Genomic DNA, 19,501 nt, shown 5'->3' with positions numbered 1-19,501 from the left:
CTTTTTTTATACAGATTAAAAATAATCCGGGAGGAAGGGATGCGAGTATTAAAGTTTGGTGGCTCATCGTTAGCCGATGCAGACCGCTTTTTAAGAGCGGCGGACATTGTTGCTAACAATGCCAAGCAGGAAGAAGTTTCTGTAGTGTTGTCGGCGCCAGGGAAAACAACCAATAAATTGGTCGCGGTCATTGAGTCTGCACTGAAAAATGGCGAAGCAGAACGACAAGTCGACGAGCTAGACAGTGCGTTCAAACAACTACTGAGTGATATTAAACAGCAGCTTCCTAGCCTTAACGGTGACGCGTATTTAAAGCAAGTCGCGGATTCACTTTCGCAACTGCGTCAATTTGTTCATGGTATCGGCTTGTTGGGGATGTGTCCTGACAACGTCAATGCTCGCATCATCAGTAAAGGTGAGCGTGTTTCCATCCAGTTGATGAAGGCGGTGTTGGAAGCAAAAGGTCATCTCGTTAATCTTATTGACCCGGTTGACTACTTGCTTGCCCATGGTGATCACCTCGAAGGGATGGTGGATGTCGATGTATCTACGCAAAACTTCCGTTCAAATCCTCTTCCTCAGGGGCACGTTCATATCATGCCAGGCTTTACCGCGGGCAATAAGCATGGTGAGTTGGTTACTCTAGGTCGTAATGGTTCCGATTACTCAGCAGCCGTGTTAGCGGCATGTCTGCGCGCGGATTGTTGTGAGATCTGGACGGATGTGGATGGGGTGTACAACTGTGACCCGCGTTTAGTCGAAGATGCTCGCTTATTGAAGTCCTTAAGCTATCAAGAGGCCATGGAGCTTTCATACTTTGGCGCATCCGTTTTGCATCCCAAAACCATTGCGCCAATTGCTCAATTTCATATTCCATGTTTGATTAAGAACAGCTTCAATCCTCAAGGTGCTGGTACGCTGATTGGCCAAGATACAGGCGAAGATAATCTAGCGATCAAAGGCATCACTACGCTCAATAACCTGACGATGGTCAACGTGTCCGGACCGGGAATGAAAGGCATGGTTGGTATGGCGAGCCGAGTATTTGGTGCGATGTCGGCCTCTGGCGTGTCAATCGTTCTGATTACTCAGTCTTCTTCTGAGTACAGTATCAGCTTCTGTATTGAAGCTGCCGACAGACCTTTAGCCGAGCAGGCACTCTCAGATGCTTTTGAGTTGGAACTGAAAGATGGTCTATTGGAGCCCGTCGAGTTCCTGACTAATGTCTCTATCATCACGCTGGTGGGTGATGGTATGCGCACTTCCAAAGGTGTCGCATCACAATTCTTTGCTTCTCTTGCGGAAGTGAGTGTCAATGTCATCGCTATTGCTCAAGGTTCGTCAGAACGCGCTATTTCAGCGGTGATCCCAGAGGATAAGATCTCTCAAGCGATCAAAGCGTGTCATGAAAATCTCTTCAACTCGAAACATTACCTTGATGTGTTTGTTGTTGGTGTCGGTGGTGTTGGTGGTGAGTTGGTGGATCAGATCCAGCGTCAGCAAGCCAAACTGGCAGACAAAGGCATTGTCATCCGAGTGTGTGGTTTGGCCAATAGCAAAGGGCTGTTGTTAGACAGTAATGGCTTACCACTGGAACATTGGCGTGACCGCATGGCCAATGCATCTGAAGCGTTTAGCCTTGCCAGTTTGATTGCCACTGTGCAGCGTAACCATATCATCAACCCTGTGCTCGTCGATTGTACTTCTAGCGACGTGATTGCTAACCAATACGCAGAGTTTTTAGCCGCTGGTTTCCATGTTGTGACGCCAAATAAGAAAGCAAATACCGCGAGTATGGCGTATTACCATCAGCTACGCGATGTGGCACGCAGCTCTCGTCGTAAGTTGATGTATGAAACCACGGTTGGTGCAGGCTTGCCTGTGATCGAGAACTTGCAAAATCTGATTTCTGCCGGAGATGAGTTGGAGCGATTCAGCGGCATTCTCTCTGGTTCACTTTCCTTTATCTTCGGTAAGTTGGATGAAGGCATGACGTTGAGTGAGGCGACCAATATCGCCAAACAAAATGGCTTTACAGAGCCGGATCCTCGTGATGATCTGTCCGGAATGGATGTGGCGCGTAAACTGTTGATCTTGGCGCGTGAAGCGGGCATGGCATTAGAGCTGGAAGATGTCGAAGTGGATCAAGCCTTGCCACCAAGTTTTGATGATTCAGGCAGTGTCGATGAATTTATGGCTCGACTACCGGAAGCTGATGCGTACTTCAAGCAACTTTCTGCGCAAGCGGCCGAAGAAGGCAAGGTACTGCGTTATGTCGGTGAAATCATCGATGGTAAGTGCAAAGTCTCGATCGCTGCGGTAGATGAAAATGATCCGATGTTCAAAATTAAAGATGGTGAAAATGCGTTAGCATTCTACAGCCGTTACTATCAGCCGATCCCGTTAGTATTGAGAGGTTACGGTGCCGGTACTCAAGTGACTGCGGCAGGCGTGTTCTCAGATGTGATGCGTACTTTAGGCTGGAAATTAGGGGTTTAATCGATGAGTTCAAGCGATATGGCTGTGGTAGTGTACGCTCCCGCTTCTATTGGTAATGTCAGTGTTGGTTTTGATGTATTAGGGGCGGCAGTGTCGCCCATCGATGGTACTTTGCTTGGCGATCGAGTCATGGTGAAAGCGGGGAACGAGCCGTTTTCGTTAAAGACGGCGGGTAGTTTTGTCGCAAAGCTGCCAAGCGATCCGAAAGAAAACATTGTTTATGATTGCTGGCGAGTGTTTGCTCGCGAACTCGATAAAAAAGGTCTTGAGCTCAAACCGCTTGAGATGACATTAGAAAAGAACATGCCGATTGGATCTGGGCTTGGCTCTAGTGCTTGTTCTATTGTTGCCGCGTTAGATGCCCTCAATCAGTTCCATGCCAACCCACTGGATGAAATGGAATTGCTCGCACTGATGGGTGAAATGGAAGGCCAAATCTCCGGTGGAGTGCACTATGACAACGTTGCACCCTGCTATTTAGGTGGCTTGCAATTGATGCTCGAAGAGCTCGGCATTATTAGCCAAGAAGTTCCGTGCTTCGATGATTGGTATTGGGTGATGGCCTACCCTGGCATTAAGGTGTCGACTGCAGAAGCGCGTGCGATTTTACCTTCTCAATACCGACGTCAAGATGTGATCGCACATGGCCGCCATTTGGCCGGCTTTATTCACGCTTGTCACTCAGGGCAGCCTGAGCTTGCCGCGAAGATGATCAAAGACGTGATCGCAGAGCCTTATCGTGAGAAACTGCTTCCCGGTTTTGCCGATGCGCGTAAATATGCCGCTTCTGCGGGGGCATTGGCAACGGGCATTTCTGGCAGTGGGCCGACACTGTTTAGTATTTGCAAAGACCAAGATGTTGCACAGCGTGTAGCACGCTGGTTAGAACAAAATTACGTACAAAATGAAGAAGGATTCGTCCACATTTGTCGTTTAGACAAAAAGGGCTCAATTGTGACAGGAAGTGAGCTATGAAGCTTTACAACATAAAAGAAAATGACGAACAAGTTTCCTTTGGCCAAGCCGTGCGTCAAGGGTTAGGCCGTAATCAGGGGCTATTTTTCCCAGCAGAATTACCGAAATTTGATGATATCGATGCGTTGCTTGCGCAAGATTTTATCTCGCGCAGCACTGCGATTCTTTCCGCGTTGATTGGTGATGAGCTAGCAGAAGACAAAGTTAACTCAATGGTGGATGCGGCATTCCAATTCCCAGCACCGATTAAACAAGTGAAAGAGGGTGTCTACGCGCTTGAACTGTTCCATGGACCGACACTTGCCTTCAAAGACTTCGGTGGCCGCTTTATGGCTCAGTCGTTGGCTGCGGTTTCTGATGGTGGAAAAATCACTATTCTAACAGCGACATCGGGTGATACAGGAGCCGCGGTTGCACACGCTTTTTACGGTATGGAAGACATCAATGTGGTCATTCTTTATCCGAAAGGCAAAATCAGCCCATTGCAAGAAAAGCTGTTCTGCACATTAGGCAAAAACATTCACACGGTAGCGATCAATGGTGACTTTGATGCGTGTCAGGCGCTGGTGAAGCAAGCGTTTGATGATGCAGAGCTGCGTGAAGAGATTGGTCTAAACTCTGCAAACTCAATCAACATTAGCCGTTTGATGGCGCAAATCTGCTACTACTTTGAAGCAGCGGCACAGATGAGTAAGCAAGAGCGCGAGAATCTGGTGGTGTCGGTACCAAGCGGTAACTTTGGTAACCTTACTGCAGGTTTGCTTGCTAAAGCTCTGGGTTTACCGATTAAGCGCTTTATCGCGGCAACGAATGCCAATGATACCGTGCCTCGTTACCTAGAAACCGGTAAATGGGATCCAAAACCGACTGTCGCGACGACCTCAAATGCCATGGACGTGAGTCAGCCTAATAACTGGCCACGAATTGAAGAGTTGTGCCGTGTGAAAGAGTGGGGTTTGGAAACTTTGGGCAAAGGTGCTGTGTCTGATGAGCAAAGTGCGCAATCGGTGAAAGATCTCTATTCACTTGGTTACCTGTGTGAACCACATGGTGCGATTGCCTATCGTGTGCTGGATCAGCAGCTACAAGAAGGTGAAACTGGCTTGTTCCTCTGTACCGCACATCCGGCGAAGTTTAAGGAAGTGGTCGATGACATTCTTGGCAGTGACATCGATTTGCCAGCACCACTGGCAAAACATGCGGTGATGGAACTGCTCTCAGAAGAGTTGGATGCGGATTTTACGGCTCTGAAAGAAGTATTGCGTCGCGTGCAATAAGCAGGCATCAATCTCACAGGTGGAGCTTGGCCTCCACCCTATTGTTTTCTTTAGAAAACAAACGCAAGAATAGAAAAACGGCGCTCGATGAGCGCCGTTTTTTTATTGTTTAGCTCTCTATCTTATAGAGATTCAGTAAACGTACGAGCAATGACGTCACGTTGTTGTTCAGGTGTTAGTGAGTTGAAACGCACAGCATAACCCGATACACGGATGGTTAGCTGTGGGTATTTCTCTGGGTGCGCAACTGCATCTTCTAGCGTTTCACGTTTTAGAACGTTCACGTTTAGGTGTTGACCACCTTCAATGCGTGGTGCTGCTTCGATAGCCACTTCACGGCTTTCAAACTCACCTAGCTCGTTAATTGCAACGATTTGATCGGCTTCGTAGCCAGAAACTGCCGCTACACAGCGAGCTTCATTTTTCTCGCTATCTAGAAGCCAGATTGAGTTTAGTAGGTCGTCGTTTGCTGCTTTAGTAATTTGGATACCTTGGATCATCACTATCTCCTAGTCCACTTACGTGGTGATTATTGGTGTTAATTTTCGAATTTTGTCGAGCTGAGTATTATATAGCTAATATCCATTATGATAGTATTGATTTAGGTCAAAAAACAACTAAAAACATTAATTTTGTGAAGGTTATTTTATTGAGTTAAATCAATAAACTCTTTAAAAACTATCAATTACGATTTATTTGATAACATCAAAAATAGTTAAGTGTTAATTTTGTTGTAAATTTACTACAAAATTAATTGGAAATTTGACTGAACTAAGCTAAATGGTTGTAATTAGCCCCTTATCTTGAAAGTGTTAAGTGATTAAATGACAAACAGCAAAAACCGTTTTGGTAACAAATTTATTGGCGCGCATGTTTCAGCGGCGGGCGGGGTTGACAATGCACCTCTGCGGGCGCGTGAGATTGGAGCAAACGCGTTTGCTTTGTTCACGAAGAATCAACGCCAATGGGTTGCCAAGCCATTAGAAGAGAAAACCATCTCGGCGTTCAAAGCCAATTGCGCATTGTTGGGTTTTTCTCCACAGCAAATTCTTCCCCATGATTCTTATCTTATTAATTTAGGTGCGCCAGAAGCGGAGAAGCTGGAAAAGTCTCGTCTCGCGTTTATTGATGAAATGGAGCGATGCCAGCTGCTAGGGTTGAACTTACTCAATTTCCACCCAGGCAGCCATTTGGAGAAGATCTCAGAAAAAGCGTGTTTGTCTTTAATCGCAGAATCGATCAACTTAGCGCATCAAGCGGTACCTGATGTGGTGGCGGTGATAGAAAACACGGCCGGACAAGGTTCCAACTTAGGTTGGCGATTTGAGCACCTTGCAGAAATCATTGAGCAGGTTGAAGATAAGAGTCGAGTTGGGGTTTGTTTGGATACTTGCCACACCTTTGCCGCAGGCTATGATCTGCGAACTCCTGAGGCGTGTGAGACGACCTTCGCTGAGTTTGAACGTGTGGTCGGAATGCACTATTTACGTGCAATGCATATTAATGATTCAAAAGTAAAATTAGCCAGTAAGGTGGATAGGCACCATGCCCTAGGGAAAGGTGAAATTGGCTGGGACTGTTTTGAATACATTGCGAAAGACAGCCGTTTTGATTCTATCCCATTGATTTTAGAGACTATTGAACCTGAACTTTGGCCGCAAGAAATTGAGCAGTTGAGAAAATATCATCTCTCTTCAATCGCTTAGCGCTTTTTGTCATCAGATTGGCATCTTTCTTTCATAGCAAACAAGAACAATAGTGTTTATCGAGTTTGTCACAGGAGGATGCCACTATGTTTACAACCATGATGTTCCATTCCACTTACGTTGTTCGTGCTGTCGCAAGATGGCCAATACCGAACCGTCATATTACCGGGCAGGGGCATGTAAGAACGCCACAAAAAAGCCCACAAAGTCACGAAAAAAACCAATAGCCTGTGATGAATTTGGTTAGGGGAGTGACCTGACATAGAATAACCGCCTGATGGTTTTCAATAGGATTCTCCCCATGACACAGCAACTCACTTGGCACGATGTAATTGGTGCGGAAAAAGAGCAAAGCTATTTTCAACAGACACTCAACTTTGTTGAAGCAGAGCGACAAGCTGGCAAAGTGATTTACCCTCCAGCAAAGGATGTCTTCAATGCCTTTCGTTATACCGAGTTTCAAGATGTCAAAGTGGTGATCTTAGGACAGGATCCTTACCATGGCCCCAACCAAGCTCATGGTTTGTGTTTTTCAGTATTACCGGGTATCAAGACACCTCCTTCTTTGGTGAATATGTACAAAGAGTTGGCGCAGGATATCCAGGGCTTTCAGATCCCGGCGCATGGTTACCTTGAAGCTTGGGCTAAACAAGGCGTATTGCTGCTCAATACGGTGCTTACGGTGGAGCAGGGCAAAGCGCATTCTCACGCTTCATTAGGATGGGAAACATTCACTGACAAAGTGATTGAGGCGATCAATCAGCACCAACAAGGTGTGGTATTCCTATTGTGGGGATCGCACGCACAGAAAAAAGGCCGCTTTATTGATCGCCATAAGCATGTGGTTCTCACCGCGCCACACCCATCCCCTCTTTCTGCTCACCGCGGCTTTTTGGGCTGTAAGCATTTTTCACAAGCGAATCAACATTTACTTGATCAAGGAAAGCAAGCAATAGACTGGCAACTACCTTTGTCGCTCTAAGCACATTTGAATGTAATTTCGTAGAAAGCGATGGTTTTTTGAGCGACATCTAAGCCGAATGGCGTTCTATCTTATACACTTACAACAAATGAGGTGTTAAGGAGAAACGCTATGATGATTGAACGGATAAGACGCGAACACGGTTACATTGTGCGCATGCTCGCTATACTGCGTCATAAAGTGGAGTTGCTCAAAAATGAGCAACCTATTAACTACAGTTTGGTCGCCGAGATTGTCAGCTATTTATCTGATCATGCGGAGAAGGTGCACCATCCGAAAGAAGACATCCTTTATCGCCATTACTTAGAGCATTACGGCGCGCAGAGAACCATTGAAAACTTAGAGCTTGAACACAAAGAACTAGCGAAGAAAACCGCAGCCTTTGCTGACGTGGTGCATATGATTTTGAACGATGCAGTGGTGCCACAAGCGATGTTCATTGAGCAGTTAGAGGCGTTTATCTCATCACAACGCCAACATTTGGACATTGAAGAGCGCTTGATTCTGCCATTGATCGCCGAGTCTTTTACCACACAAGATTGGCAACAAGTGGAATCGCAATGGCTGGTTAATGAAGACGATCCCGTCTTTGGTGAAACCATTGCCGATCATTACCGACAACTGGCAGAGCGTGTACAGCAAAGTGAAAAAGAGATGATCTAGCCCAAAATAAACAAAGGCACCTGTGAGAGGTGCCTTTTTCGTTGAGTAAGAGTGCTATTTTTTGTTCGTTAATGTGGTTAAAGCTTAATATCTTCCAGTGAGTAGTCGTGACACATGTCCATATCACGCAGCTCTTTGAGTAAGTTACGTCGGTCAAGCATCGCCTCAATTTCACGCCATTTCCTTTTTACTGGTTTAGAGCGCGTTTTCGTTGTGCTTGTTGTTTCAAAATCCAGTAAGTCATCTAGTTCAAAGCCATCCATAAGCCACCTCACATAAATCACCAGCGCTTGTGCAGTCACTAAGTACCACAGTTTCTCCGAGCATAACCATGATAGATTTCGCATTTGTGTCGGTATGATGAAGATTTCGATTAAAACTGAACACACCATCACATTTTGCTTGCAATAAGAGCTCAAAAAGTGAGCGATCGATCTCACGAAAACGATTAAATGAAAAGAATTTTAATGTTAACAATGTGTGTGTTTATACAGTACGAAGTCAAAGAGAGGAGGGTAAGGATCCGAAAAGGCGCTTGTGAATTTCTCATCCACAACAGGTAAGTGAGGGAGGGGGCGTGGGGAAAGAGTAAAAGCCTTGTCACTCTTGGTTTAACAGAGAATTGACGCGAAATGAAAAACAAAATATTTCGATATATTTTGTTGTAATGGAATTGTTTGGTTTATGTAACTGCTTTTGATTCTTGATTCTGGTTTGTATGTTAAAAAATGGTATAAAAATAGTGAAAAATACAAAAATTGAGTATGCAGTTTCATATTGATTTTTGCGTGGCTAGGCTGCATTATCCGCCCGTCAAAAAACGCTAGTACGTAAAACGGATGCATGAAGCGACATTTACGATTCTAGATTGCAGAAAGAAAATAATAGTTCACCAAGCTAATTTGACACTTGGTTAAGCAATCTGGTGGATGGCTCGGAAGCACAGACTGGCGCAAACTCAATTTGAGGTAACTATGACAGACTTGATCAATCTAATGAATGACCTGCTTTGGGGTTCCATTCTTGTTTATTTGCTTGTCGGTGTGGGAATTTATTTCACGGTTCGACTCGGCTTCATTCAGTTCCGCCATTTCGGCCACATGTTTTCTGTTCTAAAAAACAGCCGTAAATCGGACAACGCTGGTATCTCCTCCTTTCAAGCGCTTTGTACCAGCCTTGCTGCACGTGTAGGCACTGGTAACATGGCCGGTGTGGCTGTTGCGCTGACCGCCGGTGGCCCTGGTGCGATTTTCTGGATGTGGCTCATCGCCATGTTGGGTATGGCGACATCATTTGCTGAAAGTACGCTAGCTCAGCTCTACAAAACCAAAGATGACGATGGCAACTATCGTGGTGGTCCTGCTTACTACATGGAAAAAGGCCTTGGTATGCGTTGGATGGGGGTGCTGTTCTCCATCTTCCTTATCATTGCTTTTGGTCTGGTGTTTAACGCGGTGCAAGCCAACTCGATCGCCAACGCAATGCAAAATGCCTTTGGTTGGGAAAATGCCTACGTAGGCGTTGTGATTGTGGTGCTGTCTGGTGTGATTATCTTTGGTGGTATCAAACGTATCGCGCGTACTGCTGAGCTTATCGTTCCAGTGATGGCATTGGCTTACCTTGCTTTAGCGCTGTTTGTGATGCTCTCTAACTTGGAGAAACTACCTGACGTACTCATGCTGATCTTCAAGAGCGCTTTTGGCTTGCAAGAAGCGGCTGCGGGTGGTTTGGGCTACGCGATTGCACAAGCGATGATTAATGGTATCAAACGTGGCCTGTTCTCGAACGAAGCCGGTATGGGTTCCGCGCCAAACGCTGCGGCGTCAGCAACGCCATATCCTCCACACCCAGCTTCTCAGGGGTACGTGCAAATGCTGGGCGTTTTCATGGATACTATTGTGATCTGTTCAGCGACCGTTGCAATTATTTTGATGTCGGGCGAGTACGTGCCGCATGGTGAGATCACGGGCATTGAATTGACTCAGTTAGCGTTAAGCTCGCAAGTGGGTAGCTGGGGTAGCATTTTTGTCGCGGTCGCGATCTTCTTCTTCGCGTTCACCTCCATCATTGCTAACTACTCTTATGCAGAAACCAACTTGGTCTTCTTGGAGCACAACCACAAAGCTGGCTTAAATGTTTTCCGTTTGGTCGTGCTTGGTCTTGTGGGCTTTGGTGCGATTGCGCCACTTCCAGTGGTATGGGCTCTGGCTGACGTATCGATGGGTCTGATGGCCATTGTGAACTTAGTCGCGATCCTGCTGCTATCTGGTATCGTGATTAAACTGGCAAAAGACTACAACCGTCAGTTACAAGCGGGTAAGTTGCCAACCTTTAATGCCGATGATTTTCCTGAGCTGAAATCTCAACTGGAAGAAGGCATTTGGGACAACAACAAGAAAGACTAAGGTAGAAATCGAGATTTTCTATCACTGTGATTCGAAAAGCCGTGCAGACAATGCACGGCTTTTTTTGTACCCTAGACAAAAAGAAAATAAGGGAAAGAATCGTCATGCTTATCGTTGTTTCACCAGCTAAAACGCTGGACTACGAATCACCACTCGTGACCCACAAGTTCACTCAGCCAGAGCTCGTGGATTACTCAAAACAGTTGATTGAAGTTTGCCGCCAGTTGACGCCTGCGGATGTGGCTTCGTTGATGAAAGTGAGTGATAAAATCGCCGATCTCAATGTGGGTCGCTTCCAAGAGTGGAGCGAAGAATTCACTCCAGATAACGCGCGCCAAGCGATTCTGGCTTTTAAAGGTGATGTGTACACAGGGCTTGAAGCGGAAACGCTCAACGATGACGATTTTGATTACGCGCAAAAACATTTGCGTATGCTATCTGGGCTGTATGGGCTATTAAAGCCACTGGATCTGATGCAACCCTATCGCTTGGAGATGGGCACAAAATTGGCCAACCCCAAAGGCAGTAATCTTTATCAGTTTTGGGGCAATGTGATCACTGAGAAACTTAATGAGGCGATTGTGGCTCAAGGTGATAACGTGTTGATCAATCTGGCGTCCAATGAGTATTTTAAAGCGGTGAAACCGAAAGCCTTGGACGCGCAAGTGATCACGCCGATTTTTAAAGATGCGAAGAACGGTCAATACAAGGTCATTAGCTTTTTTGCTAAAAAGGCGCGAGGCATGATGGCGCGCTACATCATTGAAAATCGTATTTCGAGTGTGGCGGATTTAACTCAATTTGACAGTGCGGGTTACTACTTCGTCGAAGAAGAGTCGACCCCGACAGAATTGGTGTTTAAGCGCGAAGAGCAACACTGAGATTTGGTTTTAGTTAAGGTCTGAAAACAGAAAGGGTTGGCACAGTGCCAACCCTTTTACGTTATCGAACCATTACTTTTTCTTTTTGGTGCTTTTCTTTTTCACTGACGTTTTTTTATCGTCTTTTTTCTTTTTCTTCTTAAACACCGGCTTCTTGTGTTGAGGGCGAAGCTCTTTGACAAAGCGCTCTTTAATATCCTCTTTCACATAGCGAGCAACGCGATCCATCATTGGTTGGTCGTGGGCTTCTACAATAGAGATTGCGTTGCCTTTCTTACCTGCGCGAGCGGTACGACCGATGCGGTGAAGGTAAACATCGGCACTGCGTGGCATGTCGAAGTTTACAACGTGTGACACGTCAGGCAAGTCGATACCACGAGCTGCGACATCGGTTGCAAGTAGTACATTCACACTGCCATCACGGAAGCGAGCAATCGCGTTGTTACGACGATCTTGCGGCATTTCACCTTGAATCCAAGCGCAATTGACTTGTTCGCTTTCGAGGTGAGCACGTAGATCCGCCAGACGTTCACGTGTTTTGAGGAAAACAATCGTACGTTCCGCTTGGTTGTTGATGATGTCTTTCAGTAGCGCGAGCTTGTGCTCCATGTTATCTGCACGGTAATACCACTGGGTGATTTTTTTACGCTCGCGGCGCGAAGGCTCAGCATCAATGTCCGCAGGATCGTTCAGCAGATCCGCGGTAAAACCTTCCACCCCTTTGCCTTCTAGCGTTGCAGAGAAGAGCATGGTCTGTTTGCGCCAACGACATTCGTTAGATAGGCGATCCACTGTCGGAGCAAAGCCCATGTCAAGCATGCGGTCTGCTTCATCGAGGATCAGCCATTCGATCGCGCGGCAATCAAAGCGCTCTGCTTGGATGTATTCCATCAAGCGGCCCGGTGTCGCTACCACGATATCTTGCGTGGTCGCAAGGATATCCGCATGTTCTTGGTATTGAACACCACCTGTGATGGTGAAAATGTTCAAACTGGTATTTTTGGCAAGCGCACGAGCTTGATCGGCCACTTGCATCGCTAGCTCACGGGTTGGCGTGAGGATAAGAACGCGTGCTGGTCCTGGTTTACGGCGTGGAAAATCTTGCAAGTATTGCAGCGCAGGCAAGACAAATGCGGCGGTTTTTCCGGTTCCTGTCGGAGCGGAAGCAAGAATATCACGGCCTTCTAGGGCTTGTGGAATTGCTTCTGCCTGAATTTGAGTTGGACGCTCGTAGCCCATCTCTTCGATGGCAGCCAGCAAGTTTGGGTCAAGATCAAGATCGGCAAAGGTTCTGATCACAGCGTGTTCTCCACAAGCAATGCCCTGAGATACAAAGTTCAATGGGCAGCAATAGTTTAAAAGGGCGAATATTATAGAGTGTTCGGTGATTTTGATCACACGTTATTTCTACATCTTGAGATAAAAATCCTGGCACAGTTTGACAAAGGCTGCGCTGTAGGTCGATCCATCGTTGATCGTGAGATGCTCTTCACTCGTTGTAGCCGTGGATAAACCGAGTTCAAACAGTAAGCGATGAACAGGCTTATTCGGACTAGGCTTGACACGACATAGCCGGTGCAGGTGCCAACCTTGCTGTTGAGCGAGTTGCAGAAATTGTTCTCCCTCGGTCAGTGGCAACACAAAGTTGGCTTTGCCATTCGGGGTGAGTAATTCTCTGCAGCGTAATAACAGCGCATCGTGGGCCAGAGTATCGGTGTGTCTGGCGGTAGCGCGCTGCGTCGCTTGGGCTTGTTCGCCGCTATTAAAATAAGGCGGGTTACAAATAATGCCATCAAAACGATGTGTAAAATTGAGCTTGAGTACGTCACCGTGTTGCAACTGAAGCCTTGAGTGCCAAGGGCTGTGGCTGAAGTTTTCTTGTGCGGCTTCCATGGCATGCGCGTCAATATCGACGGCTGTGATCGAAAGATGTACGTATCGCTGAGCGCACATCAAGCTAAGCAATCCTGTCCCTGTACCAATATCGAGTAGGTTTTGGCAGTGATGGAAGTCGGCCCAAGCACCAAGTAATACACCATCAGTACTGACAGGCATACCTGAGTTGCTGCTGGCGATTGAAAACTGTTTAAATTTGAACCCTTTAGTTTTTAATGTGCCACTCTTCATGTTTATCTCTTCATTTTCTCTATTTCTAGATAGAAAAACCATTGTTAAGGATTTGTTTGAATTATTTCTCTATCTGTTATCGCTTTGATGCGGCATTGTGTAGGTTATCTGTCTAAATACAAATTAGATCTCAGTCACATTCACTGTGATATTGTCACTTATATAAATTAATATAGTGTTTTCGGGCTTAAAGGTTGCCAATTGGTGGTCATTTCGTCATTATGCGCCCCTAAAATTAGCACAATCGTCGGTCGCAAGAGCGGCGAATGCATACACAACATCATTCAGAATTATTCTAAGGGTTATCTGTGAATCAGACTTTAAAACTAACCGATATTATCGCAGTCGGCTTTATGCTGTTTGCGTTTTTCTTGGGAGCGGGCAACATTATTTTCCCTCCTCTAGCAGGTCAACTTGCGGGTGAGCATCTGTTCCCTGCGATGTCAGGCTTCCTTGTGACGGCAGTAGGTCTTCCTTTGATCACCATTATTGCCATTGCCGTTGCTGGTGGATCTTGGGATCACTTAACCAAAGATCTTCCTAAACAAGCAGCAACATTGATGGCGGTATTGATTTTTATCATCATCGGTCCTGCGTTTGCCGCGCCACGTACTGGCCTAGTAGCCTACGAAATGGCGGTGAAGCCTTTCTTTGTTGATGCGCTTCAGTCGCATTTGACCATTTTCTCGATCCTTTTCTTTGCGGTGGCGATGTTCTTTTCTTGGTCGCAAGGCAAACTGATTGACATCATTGGTAAGGTATTAACACCGGCGTTGTTTGTTGGTCTGATTATTTTGGCGCTTGCGGTATTTATTGATCCTCAGGGCGAAATGCTTGCTGCGCAAGGTGAGTATCTAACACAGCCACTCACCAAAGGTTTCCTTGAAGGTTACAACACCATGGATACGTTTGGTTCACTGATGTTCGGTATGCTGATCGTTGATGCGCTGCGCAGCCGTGGTATTACGGAGCGTTCTGCAACGACTAAATACCTGATTTACGCAGGTTTCATTGCTGCAGCCGGTCTGGCATTTGTTTACATCTCATTGTTCTACCTTGGCGCAACGAGCGCGGCGGTGGCCTCTGGTGCAGACAACGGTGGCGTGGTTCTCAGCCTATACGTTCAAGCGCTGTTTGGTCCTTATGGTCAAATCGTGTTGTCTGTAATTGTACTGCTTGCCTGTTTAACCACTGCGATTGGTCTGATCTCAGCGTGTTCAGATTACTTCAGCTCACTGACTCCGCTTTCATACAAAGCGTGGGTTGTGATCAATGGCGTTGCTTGTGCTGTGGTGGCGAATGTTGGTCTTGCACAGCTTATCGCTCTGTCTGTGCCGGTCCTGTTTGCACTATACCCAGTGGCCATTGCGTTGGTGGCACTGACTTTCGTGCGTAAGAAATTGCCAAACCCACAAGTGGCGTACCGCGTGGTTATCCTTGTTTCACTGCTGTTTGCCTTGATTGATGCAGCAAAAGTGGCGGGCGTGGATGTGTCTGCATTCAAAGTACTGCCGCTATTTGAAGTGGGCATGGCGTGGTTGCTACCAACCATGACGGCGATTGTGTGTATGTTCTTTGTCAGCCGCTCTGTTCGTCAAGAACTGGCTGAAGAAGCCGCTTAATCGCAGCACTTTAAGAAAACGTAAGACAATAAAAAGCCCGTCCAATGTGACGGGCTTTTTGCTGACTTCTGATTCACAAACCGGCGAGATTCAGAAAATTCGCCTTAAGCGTTACAGCTTGTCGTGAAATTCCGTTAGAACTTGCTCAATCCAAGTTTCAATGCGCTCGTCGCTCAATTCGTATTGGGAATCTTCATCGAGCGCCAAGCCAACAAAGTGGCTGCCATCTTCAGTGAGGGCTTTGGAGGCTTCAAACTGGTAGCCTTGATTTGGCCAATAGCCGATGAACTCCGCACCTACCGCTTTAAGCTCATCGTGCAGCAATCCCATCGCGTCGAGATACCATTCACCATAACCTTCTTGGTCACCAAGACCGAAAAGTGCGATGGTTTTACCTTGCACTGGTGAGGAGGCGAGATCGTGCCAAATGGCAGCCCAATCTTCTTGAATTTCGCCAAAATCCCAAGTGGAAATGCCAAGAAGCAGCAGGTCATAGTCTGCCATTTGTGCGAGGTCGCACTCTTTGACATTATGGATCTCAACCAAGTCATCCCCCAAAATGGCGCGCATTTTTTCTGCCGCCATTTCGGTGTAACAGGTGGTTGAGCCGTAAAAAAGTCCGATTTTCATCTGCGTTATCAGTACTGTTTTGCCATGCGATGGCGAATTCTACCTCGATTCTGCGGAGGATTGCAGCGAATATCGCGTCCGAATGGATTTTTTATAGCATTAAATCTGTGGCTGTCTTACTCTCAGCACTGTTGATTTACAGTGATTTAAGGTGTGTCCATGCAACAAACGGCATCGGTTAATATGCAAGATTTTGGCTACGTAGAGCAATTTCTCGATGCGATGTGGATGGAGCGAGGCCTCGCAGAGAATACGTTGGCCTCTTACCGCAACGATCTGATGAAGTTATTGCAGTGGATGGAGGCGAATCATTATCGGCTCGATTTCATCAGCCTGTCTGGGCTTCAGCAATACCAAAGCTATTTGGTGGATCAAGACTACAAGCAGACTTCAAGAGCACGGATGTTGTCAGCGATTCGTCGTCTGTTTCAATATCTTCATCGAGAAAAAGTGCGCGCCGATGATCCTAGTGCCCTATTGGTCAGCCCTAAATTACCGCAACGTTTGCCAAAAGACATCAGTGAAGAGCAGGTCGATGCGTTATTGGATGCGCCCGATCCGAATGATCCGGTGGAACTGCGTGACAAAGCCATGCTTGAGCTACTGTATGCCACGGGATTGCGTGTTACCGAGCTGGTGAGTTTAACCATGGAAAACATCAGCTTGCGTCAAGGTGTGGTGCGGGTGACGGGTAAAGGTGGCAAAGAGCGCTTAGTGCCCATGGGGGAAAATGCCATCGACTGGATCGAAACCTTTATCAAACAAGGTCGTCCGGCGTTATTGGGTGAAACCTCTTCGGATGTGGTGTTTCCAAGTAAGCGTGCCAGACAAATGACCAGACAAACCTTTTGGCATCGCATCAAGTTCTATGCGGTGATTGCAGGTATCGATACTGATCATTTGTCACCACACGTTTTGAGGCACGCTTTCGCCACCCATTTATTGAACTATGGGGCCGATCTCAGGGTCGTACAGATGCTGCTTGGTCATAGTGACTTATCGACCACGCAAATTTATACTCACGTGGCAACAGAACGACTAAAACAGATTCATAGCCAACATCATCCGCGTGCTTAAAGCGGAATAACGACAAGGTGATTTTAATGAGCGTATTACGCCGATTAACTCTTTTAACTCTTCCTCTCTTTGTGACGGCCTGCGGTGCTGAAGAAAGCCAAGCTGTCGAAACAGCTCAGCCAGCGGCACAAGTGGCGGCGAGCACGCATTTTGATAGCGAGGCTCTCAAAGCTCGTTTTTCCAAGCTGGGCCTGAACATCATGGATATTCAACCTTCGGATGTGGCTGGTTTAGTCGAAATTCAAACCAGTGGCGGGGTGTTATTTGCGTCTAATGACGGTAGCCACTTTATCGCAGGAACCTTGTATGCCATTGACGAAAATGGTCAATACAAGGATGTGATTGCAGAACGCCAAGCGCCGCTCAACGCCAAGAAAATTGCCGAATTTGCTGACAGCGCGATCGAGTACAAAGCCAAAGATGAAAAATACGTGGTGACAGTGTTTACCGACATTACTTGTGGTTACTGCGTTCGTCTACACAGCCAGATGCAGGGCTACAATGACTTAGGTATCACCGTGCGTTACATGGCATACCCACGCCAAGGTGGCACGGGCCCAGTGGCAGAACAAATGGCGGGCATCTGGTGTGCCGCTAATCCGCAAGAAGCGATGCATGATGCTAAAGTGAACCGCAAATTTGCCCCAGCGAAAAATGATTTACAACAGTGCAAGCAGACCGTGGCTCAACATTACCAACTTGGTCAGCAACTCGGTATTACAGGCACGCCTGCAATTTTCTTGCCAAATGGTGAACTGGTTGCTGGTTACTTGCCACCAGAAAAACTGCTAGAGCGCTTACAGCAACAATAAACCTTCAAGGAGCAGAGCCTGCGCGTCTGACCCGCGGGCTCTATTCAATTAATGATAGAAATACAACGACGACCAGAACCCGATCTTTCCCTCTTGCCCGACAGTGTGCCGGATATCCTCAAACGCATCTATCTCAACCGTGGTATTCAAGACATAAGCCAGTTGGAAACTGCCGTCAAAGGGTTGCATTCATACCAAAAACTGCACGGAATTGAACTTGCCGTTGAGCTGCTTTTTGAGGCTATACGTGAGCAGAAGCGAATTATTGTGGTCGGGGATTTTGATGCCGATGGCGCGACCAGTTCGGCACTCTCAGTGCTTGCCCTGCGCATGCTTGGCAGCAACAATGTCGACTACTTAGTGCCCAACCGCTTTGAAGATGGCTATGGTTTGAGCCCTGAAGTGGTCGAGCAGGCTATCGCCTTGGGCGCTGAAGTGATCATGACCGTGGATAACGGCGTCTCCTCCATTGAAGGGGTGCGTTATGCCAAAGAGCATGGCTTAAAAGTGTTGGTGACCGATCACCATTTGCCCGGGCAAGTGTTGCCTGAGGTAGATGCGATGGTCAATCCAAACTTACAGACCTGCGCTTTTCCTTCCAAAGCACTGGCTGGGGTTGGCGTGGCTTTTTATCTGATGATGGCCTTGTGTGTCCACATGCGTAAATGCGGTTGGTTTGCCGAGCAAGGTATGGCAGAGCCGAAGCTGATGGAGCTGGTGGATTTGGTGGCCTTAGGCACCGTTGCGGATGTTGTTCCGCTGGATGAGAACAACCGCATTTTGGTGCACCAGGGCCTGCAGCGCATTCGCGCCGGGAAAGCGCGTCCGGGTATTCAAGCCTTGATTGAAGTGGCCAAGCGCGATGCTCGTCGTTTGGTGGCGGCAGATTTCGGTTTTGCACTGGGCCCGCGCATCAATGCCGCAGGGCGTCTGGATGACATGTCGTTTGGGGTTGAATTGCTGATGTGCAACAACATCCACGCGGCGCGTCGTATGGCGCATGAACTGGACGGGCTCAATCAAACTCGTAAAGAAATTGAAGAGGGCATGAAGCAAGAGGCAATGGCGTTTTGTGAACGTCTGCAGTTTGGCGAAAACAGCGAGTTGCCTTATGGTTTGGCTCTTTTCCAGCGTGATTGGCATCAGGGCGTGATTGGCATTCTAGCGTCGAGAATCAAAGAGAAATATCATCGTCCGGTGATTGCATTTGCCGATGGTGGCGATGGGTATATCAAAGGATCCTGTCGCTCTATTCCTGGCCTACACATGCGCGATGCGCTGGACTTGATTGACACACAAAATCCCGGCTTGATCCTCAAATTTGGTGGTCATGCGATGGCGGCTGGCTTGACCATCAAAGAGTGCGATTTTGAACGATTTAGTCAGCTGTTTGATCAACTGGTGAAACGCGAATTGGATGAAGCCGCACTGAAAGGTATTGTGCTTTCTGATGGCGAACTCAAGCCTGAAGAGTTTTCTATGCATACTGCGGAGCTGCTGCGATCTGCGGGGCCTTGGGGGCAGGCATTTCCAGAGCCCATTTTTGATGGCGAATTTAAAGTGCTACACCAGAAATTGGTCGGCGAAAAACATCTAAAATTGATGCTTGAGCCTCTATTCAAAGGTCATCCAACCAACATCATGATTGACGGGATCGCCTTCAACGTCGATTTACGTCGCTGGCCAGATGCCTCGGTGAAAACCGTTCGCCTTGCCTACAAACTGGATATCAATGAGTTTCGCAACAATCAATCGTTGCAATTGATGATTGAACACATCGAAGCTCGATAACCGTCATTAAAGGAGTGAGAACGAATCTCGCTCCTTTTTTCTCTTCAGGATTCG

The 19,501-nt window shown here is 47.1% G+C and carries 17 protein-coding genes and 1 other annotated feature (1 of these 18 running past the window's edge); of the genes, 12 read left to right on the top strand and 5 right to left on the bottom strand.

From position 1 onward, the window contains the following. Positions 1–9 (top strand) — a sequence feature (Thr leader region) (it extends 114 nt beyond the left edge of the window). Between the two features lie 30 nt (positions 10–39). From thrA to thrC, 3 genes are read left to right on the top strand one after another with little or no spacing between them, the layout of a single operon-like run. Next, positions 40–2,499: a bifunctional aspartate kinase/homoserine dehydrogenase I gene (gene thrA, locus VV1_RS02650; protein WP_011078632.1), complete on the top strand. Its 2,460-nt coding sequence runs from the start codon at positions 40–42 to the stop codon at positions 2,497–2,499. A gap of 18 nt (positions 2,500–2,517) precedes the next feature. Next, complete coding sequence (gene thrB / locus VV1_RS02645; protein ID WP_011078631.1) at positions 2,518–3,474, top strand: homoserine kinase; 957 nt, start codon at positions 2,518–2,520, stop codon at positions 3,472–3,474. Then, positions 3,471–4,751: a threonine synthase gene (thrC, locus tag VV1_RS02640; protein WP_011078630.1), complete on the top strand. Its 1,281-nt coding sequence runs from the start codon at positions 3,471–3,473 to the stop codon at positions 4,749–4,751. Before thrB ends, thrC begins: the two co-directional genes overlap by 4 nt. Positions 4,752–4,873: 122 nt before the next feature. Here the strand turns inward: thrC and grcA are convergent, their stop codons facing one another. Then, complete coding sequence (gene grcA / locus VV1_RS02635) at positions 4,874–5,251, bottom strand: autonomous glycyl radical cofactor GrcA (RefSeq protein WP_011078629.1); 378 nt, start codon at positions 5,249–5,251, stop codon at positions 4,874–4,876. A gap of 324 nt (positions 5,252–5,575) precedes the next feature. On the opposite strand from grcA, the gene nfo reads away from it, so the two are divergent. The 3 genes from nfo to VV1_RS02620 all read left to right on the top strand — a co-directional run bounded on the left by nfo (position 5,576) and on the right by VV1_RS02620 (position 8,102). Then, entirely contained in the window at positions 5,576–6,457 is an 882-nt protein-coding gene (gene nfo, locus VV1_RS02630; RefSeq protein ID WP_011078628.1) for a deoxyribonuclease IV, read from the top strand. A gap of 301 nt (positions 6,458–6,758) precedes the next feature. Beyond that, the gene (ung, locus tag VV1_RS02625) at positions 6,759–7,439 is read left to right on the top strand and encodes a uracil-DNA glycosylase (protein WP_011078627.1); all 681 of its coding nucleotides are present in this window, start codon (positions 6,759–6,761) and stop codon (positions 7,437–7,439) included. A gap of 111 nt (positions 7,440–7,550) precedes the next feature. Continuing rightward, entirely contained in the window at positions 7,551–8,102 is a 552-nt protein-coding gene (locus VV1_RS02620) for a hemerythrin domain-containing protein (protein WP_013572407.1), read from the top strand. Positions 8,103–8,179: 77 nt separating this feature from the next. Here the strand turns inward: VV1_RS02620 and VV1_RS02615 are convergent, their stop codons facing one another. Further along, positions 8,180–8,365, bottom strand: coding sequence for a DUF3545 family protein (locus VV1_RS02615; RefSeq protein WP_013572406.1), 186 nt, complete (start codon positions 8,363–8,365; stop codon positions 8,180–8,182). Between the two features lie 711 nt (positions 8,366–9,076). Here VV1_RS02615 and VV1_RS02610 point away from each other — a divergent pair. Further along, positions 9,077–10,507, top strand: a complete 1,431-nt coding sequence (locus VV1_RS02610) for an alanine/glycine:cation symporter family protein (protein WP_011078624.1) — start codon at positions 9,077–9,079, stop codon at positions 10,505–10,507. A gap of 104 nt (positions 10,508–10,611) precedes the next feature. Next, a complete protein-coding gene (gene yaaA, locus VV1_RS02605; protein ID WP_011078623.1) occupies positions 10,612–11,388 on the top strand; it encodes a peroxide stress protein YaaA in 777 nt (258 codons plus the stop codon). 72 nt (positions 11,389–11,460) lie between these two features. On the opposite strand, the gene srmB is transcribed toward yaaA, so the two are convergent. Next, positions 11,461–12,687 (bottom strand): ATP-dependent RNA helicase SrmB, encoded by a 1,227-nt coding sequence (gene srmB / locus VV1_RS02600; RefSeq protein ID WP_011078622.1) that lies wholly within the window; start codon positions 12,685–12,687, stop codon positions 11,461–11,463. A 108-nt stretch (positions 12,688–12,795) separates the two neighbouring features. Continuing rightward, positions 12,796–13,515, bottom strand: a complete 720-nt coding sequence (locus VV1_RS02595) for a tRNA1(Val) (adenine(37)-N6)-methyltransferase (protein WP_011078621.1) — start codon at positions 13,513–13,515, stop codon at positions 12,796–12,798. A 308-nt stretch (positions 13,516–13,823) separates the two neighbouring features. Between VV1_RS02595 and brnQ the strand changes: the two genes are divergently transcribed. Beyond that, positions 13,824–15,137, top strand: a complete 1,314-nt coding sequence (gene brnQ, locus VV1_RS02590; RefSeq protein WP_011078620.1) for a branched-chain amino acid transport system II carrier protein — start codon at positions 13,824–13,826, stop codon at positions 15,135–15,137. A gap of 111 nt (positions 15,138–15,248) precedes the next feature. Here the strand turns inward: brnQ and fldB are convergent, their stop codons facing one another. Further along, the gene (gene fldB, locus VV1_RS02585; protein ID WP_011078619.1) at positions 15,249–15,767 is read right to left on the bottom strand and encodes a flavodoxin FldB; all 519 of its coding nucleotides are present in this window, start codon (positions 15,765–15,767) and stop codon (positions 15,249–15,251) included. A 159-nt stretch (positions 15,768–15,926) separates the two neighbouring features. On the opposite strand from fldB, the gene xerD reads away from it, so the two are divergent. The 3 genes from xerD to recJ are packed head-to-tail and all read left to right on the top strand — an operon-like array spanning position 15,927 to position 19,447. Further along, complete coding sequence (gene xerD / locus VV1_RS02580) at positions 15,927–16,844, top strand: site-specific tyrosine recombinase XerD (RefSeq protein WP_011078618.1); 918 nt, start codon at positions 15,927–15,929, stop codon at positions 16,842–16,844. 26 nt (positions 16,845–16,870) lie between these two features. After that, entirely contained in the window at positions 16,871–17,656 is a 786-nt protein-coding gene (gene dsbC, locus VV1_RS02575) for a bifunctional protein-disulfide isomerase/oxidoreductase DsbC (protein ID WP_011078617.1), read from the top strand. 51 nt (positions 17,657–17,707) lie between these two features. Continuing rightward, positions 17,708–19,447, top strand: coding sequence for a single-stranded-DNA-specific exonuclease RecJ (gene recJ, locus VV1_RS02570; protein WP_011078616.1), 1,740 nt, complete (start codon positions 17,708–17,710; stop codon positions 19,445–19,447). Positions 19,448–19,501: the final 54 nt, after the last annotated feature.

Source organism: Vibrio vulnificus CMCP6 (assembly GCF_000039765.1).
Lineage (GTDB): Bacteria > Pseudomonadota > Gammaproteobacteria > Enterobacterales > Vibrionaceae > Vibrio > Vibrio vulnificus_B.
Note: the sequence above shows the minus strand (reverse complement) of the source record. Positions and strands in the feature narration are given on the sequence as shown.

Bases quoted from the DNA above. Each gene is read 5' to 3' on its own strand.
- thrC (WP_011078630.1), top strand. From the start codon at position 3,471: ATGAAGCTTTACAACATAAAAGAAAATGACGAACAAGTTTCCTTTGGC.
- grcA (WP_011078629.1), bottom strand. From the start codon at position 5,251: ATGATCCAAGGTATCCAAATTACTAAAGCAGCAAACGACGACCTACTA.
- VV1_RS02610 (WP_011078624.1), top strand. From the start codon at position 9,077: ATGACAGACTTGATCAATCTAATGAATGACCTGCTTTGGGGTTCCATT.
- fldB (WP_011078619.1), bottom strand. From the start codon at position 15,767: ATGAAAATCGGACTTTTTTACGGCTCAACCACCTGTTACACCGAAATG.
- recJ (WP_011078616.1), top strand. From the start codon at position 17,708: ATGATAGAAATACAACGACGACCAGAACCCGATCTTTCCCTCTTGCCC.
- thrA (WP_011078632.1), top strand. From the start codon at position 40: ATGCGAGTATTAAAGTTTGGTGGCTCATCGTTAGCCGATGCAGACCGC.
- dsbC (WP_011078617.1), top strand. From the start codon at position 16,871: ATGAGCGTATTACGCCGATTAACTCTTTTAACTCTTCCTCTCTTTGTG.
- thrB (WP_011078631.1), top strand. From the start codon at position 2,518: ATGGCTGTGGTAGTGTACGCTCCCGCTTCTATTGGTAATGTCAGTGTT.
- VV1_RS02615 (WP_013572406.1), bottom strand. From the start codon at position 8,365: ATGGATGGCTTTGAACTAGATGACTTACTGGATTTTGAAACAACAAGC.
- xerD (WP_011078618.1), top strand. From the start codon at position 15,927: ATGCAACAAACGGCATCGGTTAATATGCAAGATTTTGGCTACGTAGAG.
- VV1_RS02595 (WP_011078621.1), bottom strand. From the start codon at position 13,515: ATGAAGAGTGGCACATTAAAAACTAAAGGGTTCAAATTTAAACAGTTT.
- yaaA (WP_011078623.1), top strand. From the start codon at position 10,612: ATGCTTATCGTTGTTTCACCAGCTAAAACGCTGGACTACGAATCACCA.
- nfo (WP_011078628.1), top strand. From the start codon at position 5,576: ATGACAAACAGCAAAAACCGTTTTGGTAACAAATTTATTGGCGCGCAT.
- ung (WP_011078627.1), top strand. From the start codon at position 6,759: ATGACACAGCAACTCACTTGGCACGATGTAATTGGTGCGGAAAAAGAG.
- VV1_RS02620 (WP_013572407.1), top strand. From the start codon at position 7,551: ATGATGATTGAACGGATAAGACGCGAACACGGTTACATTGTGCGCATG.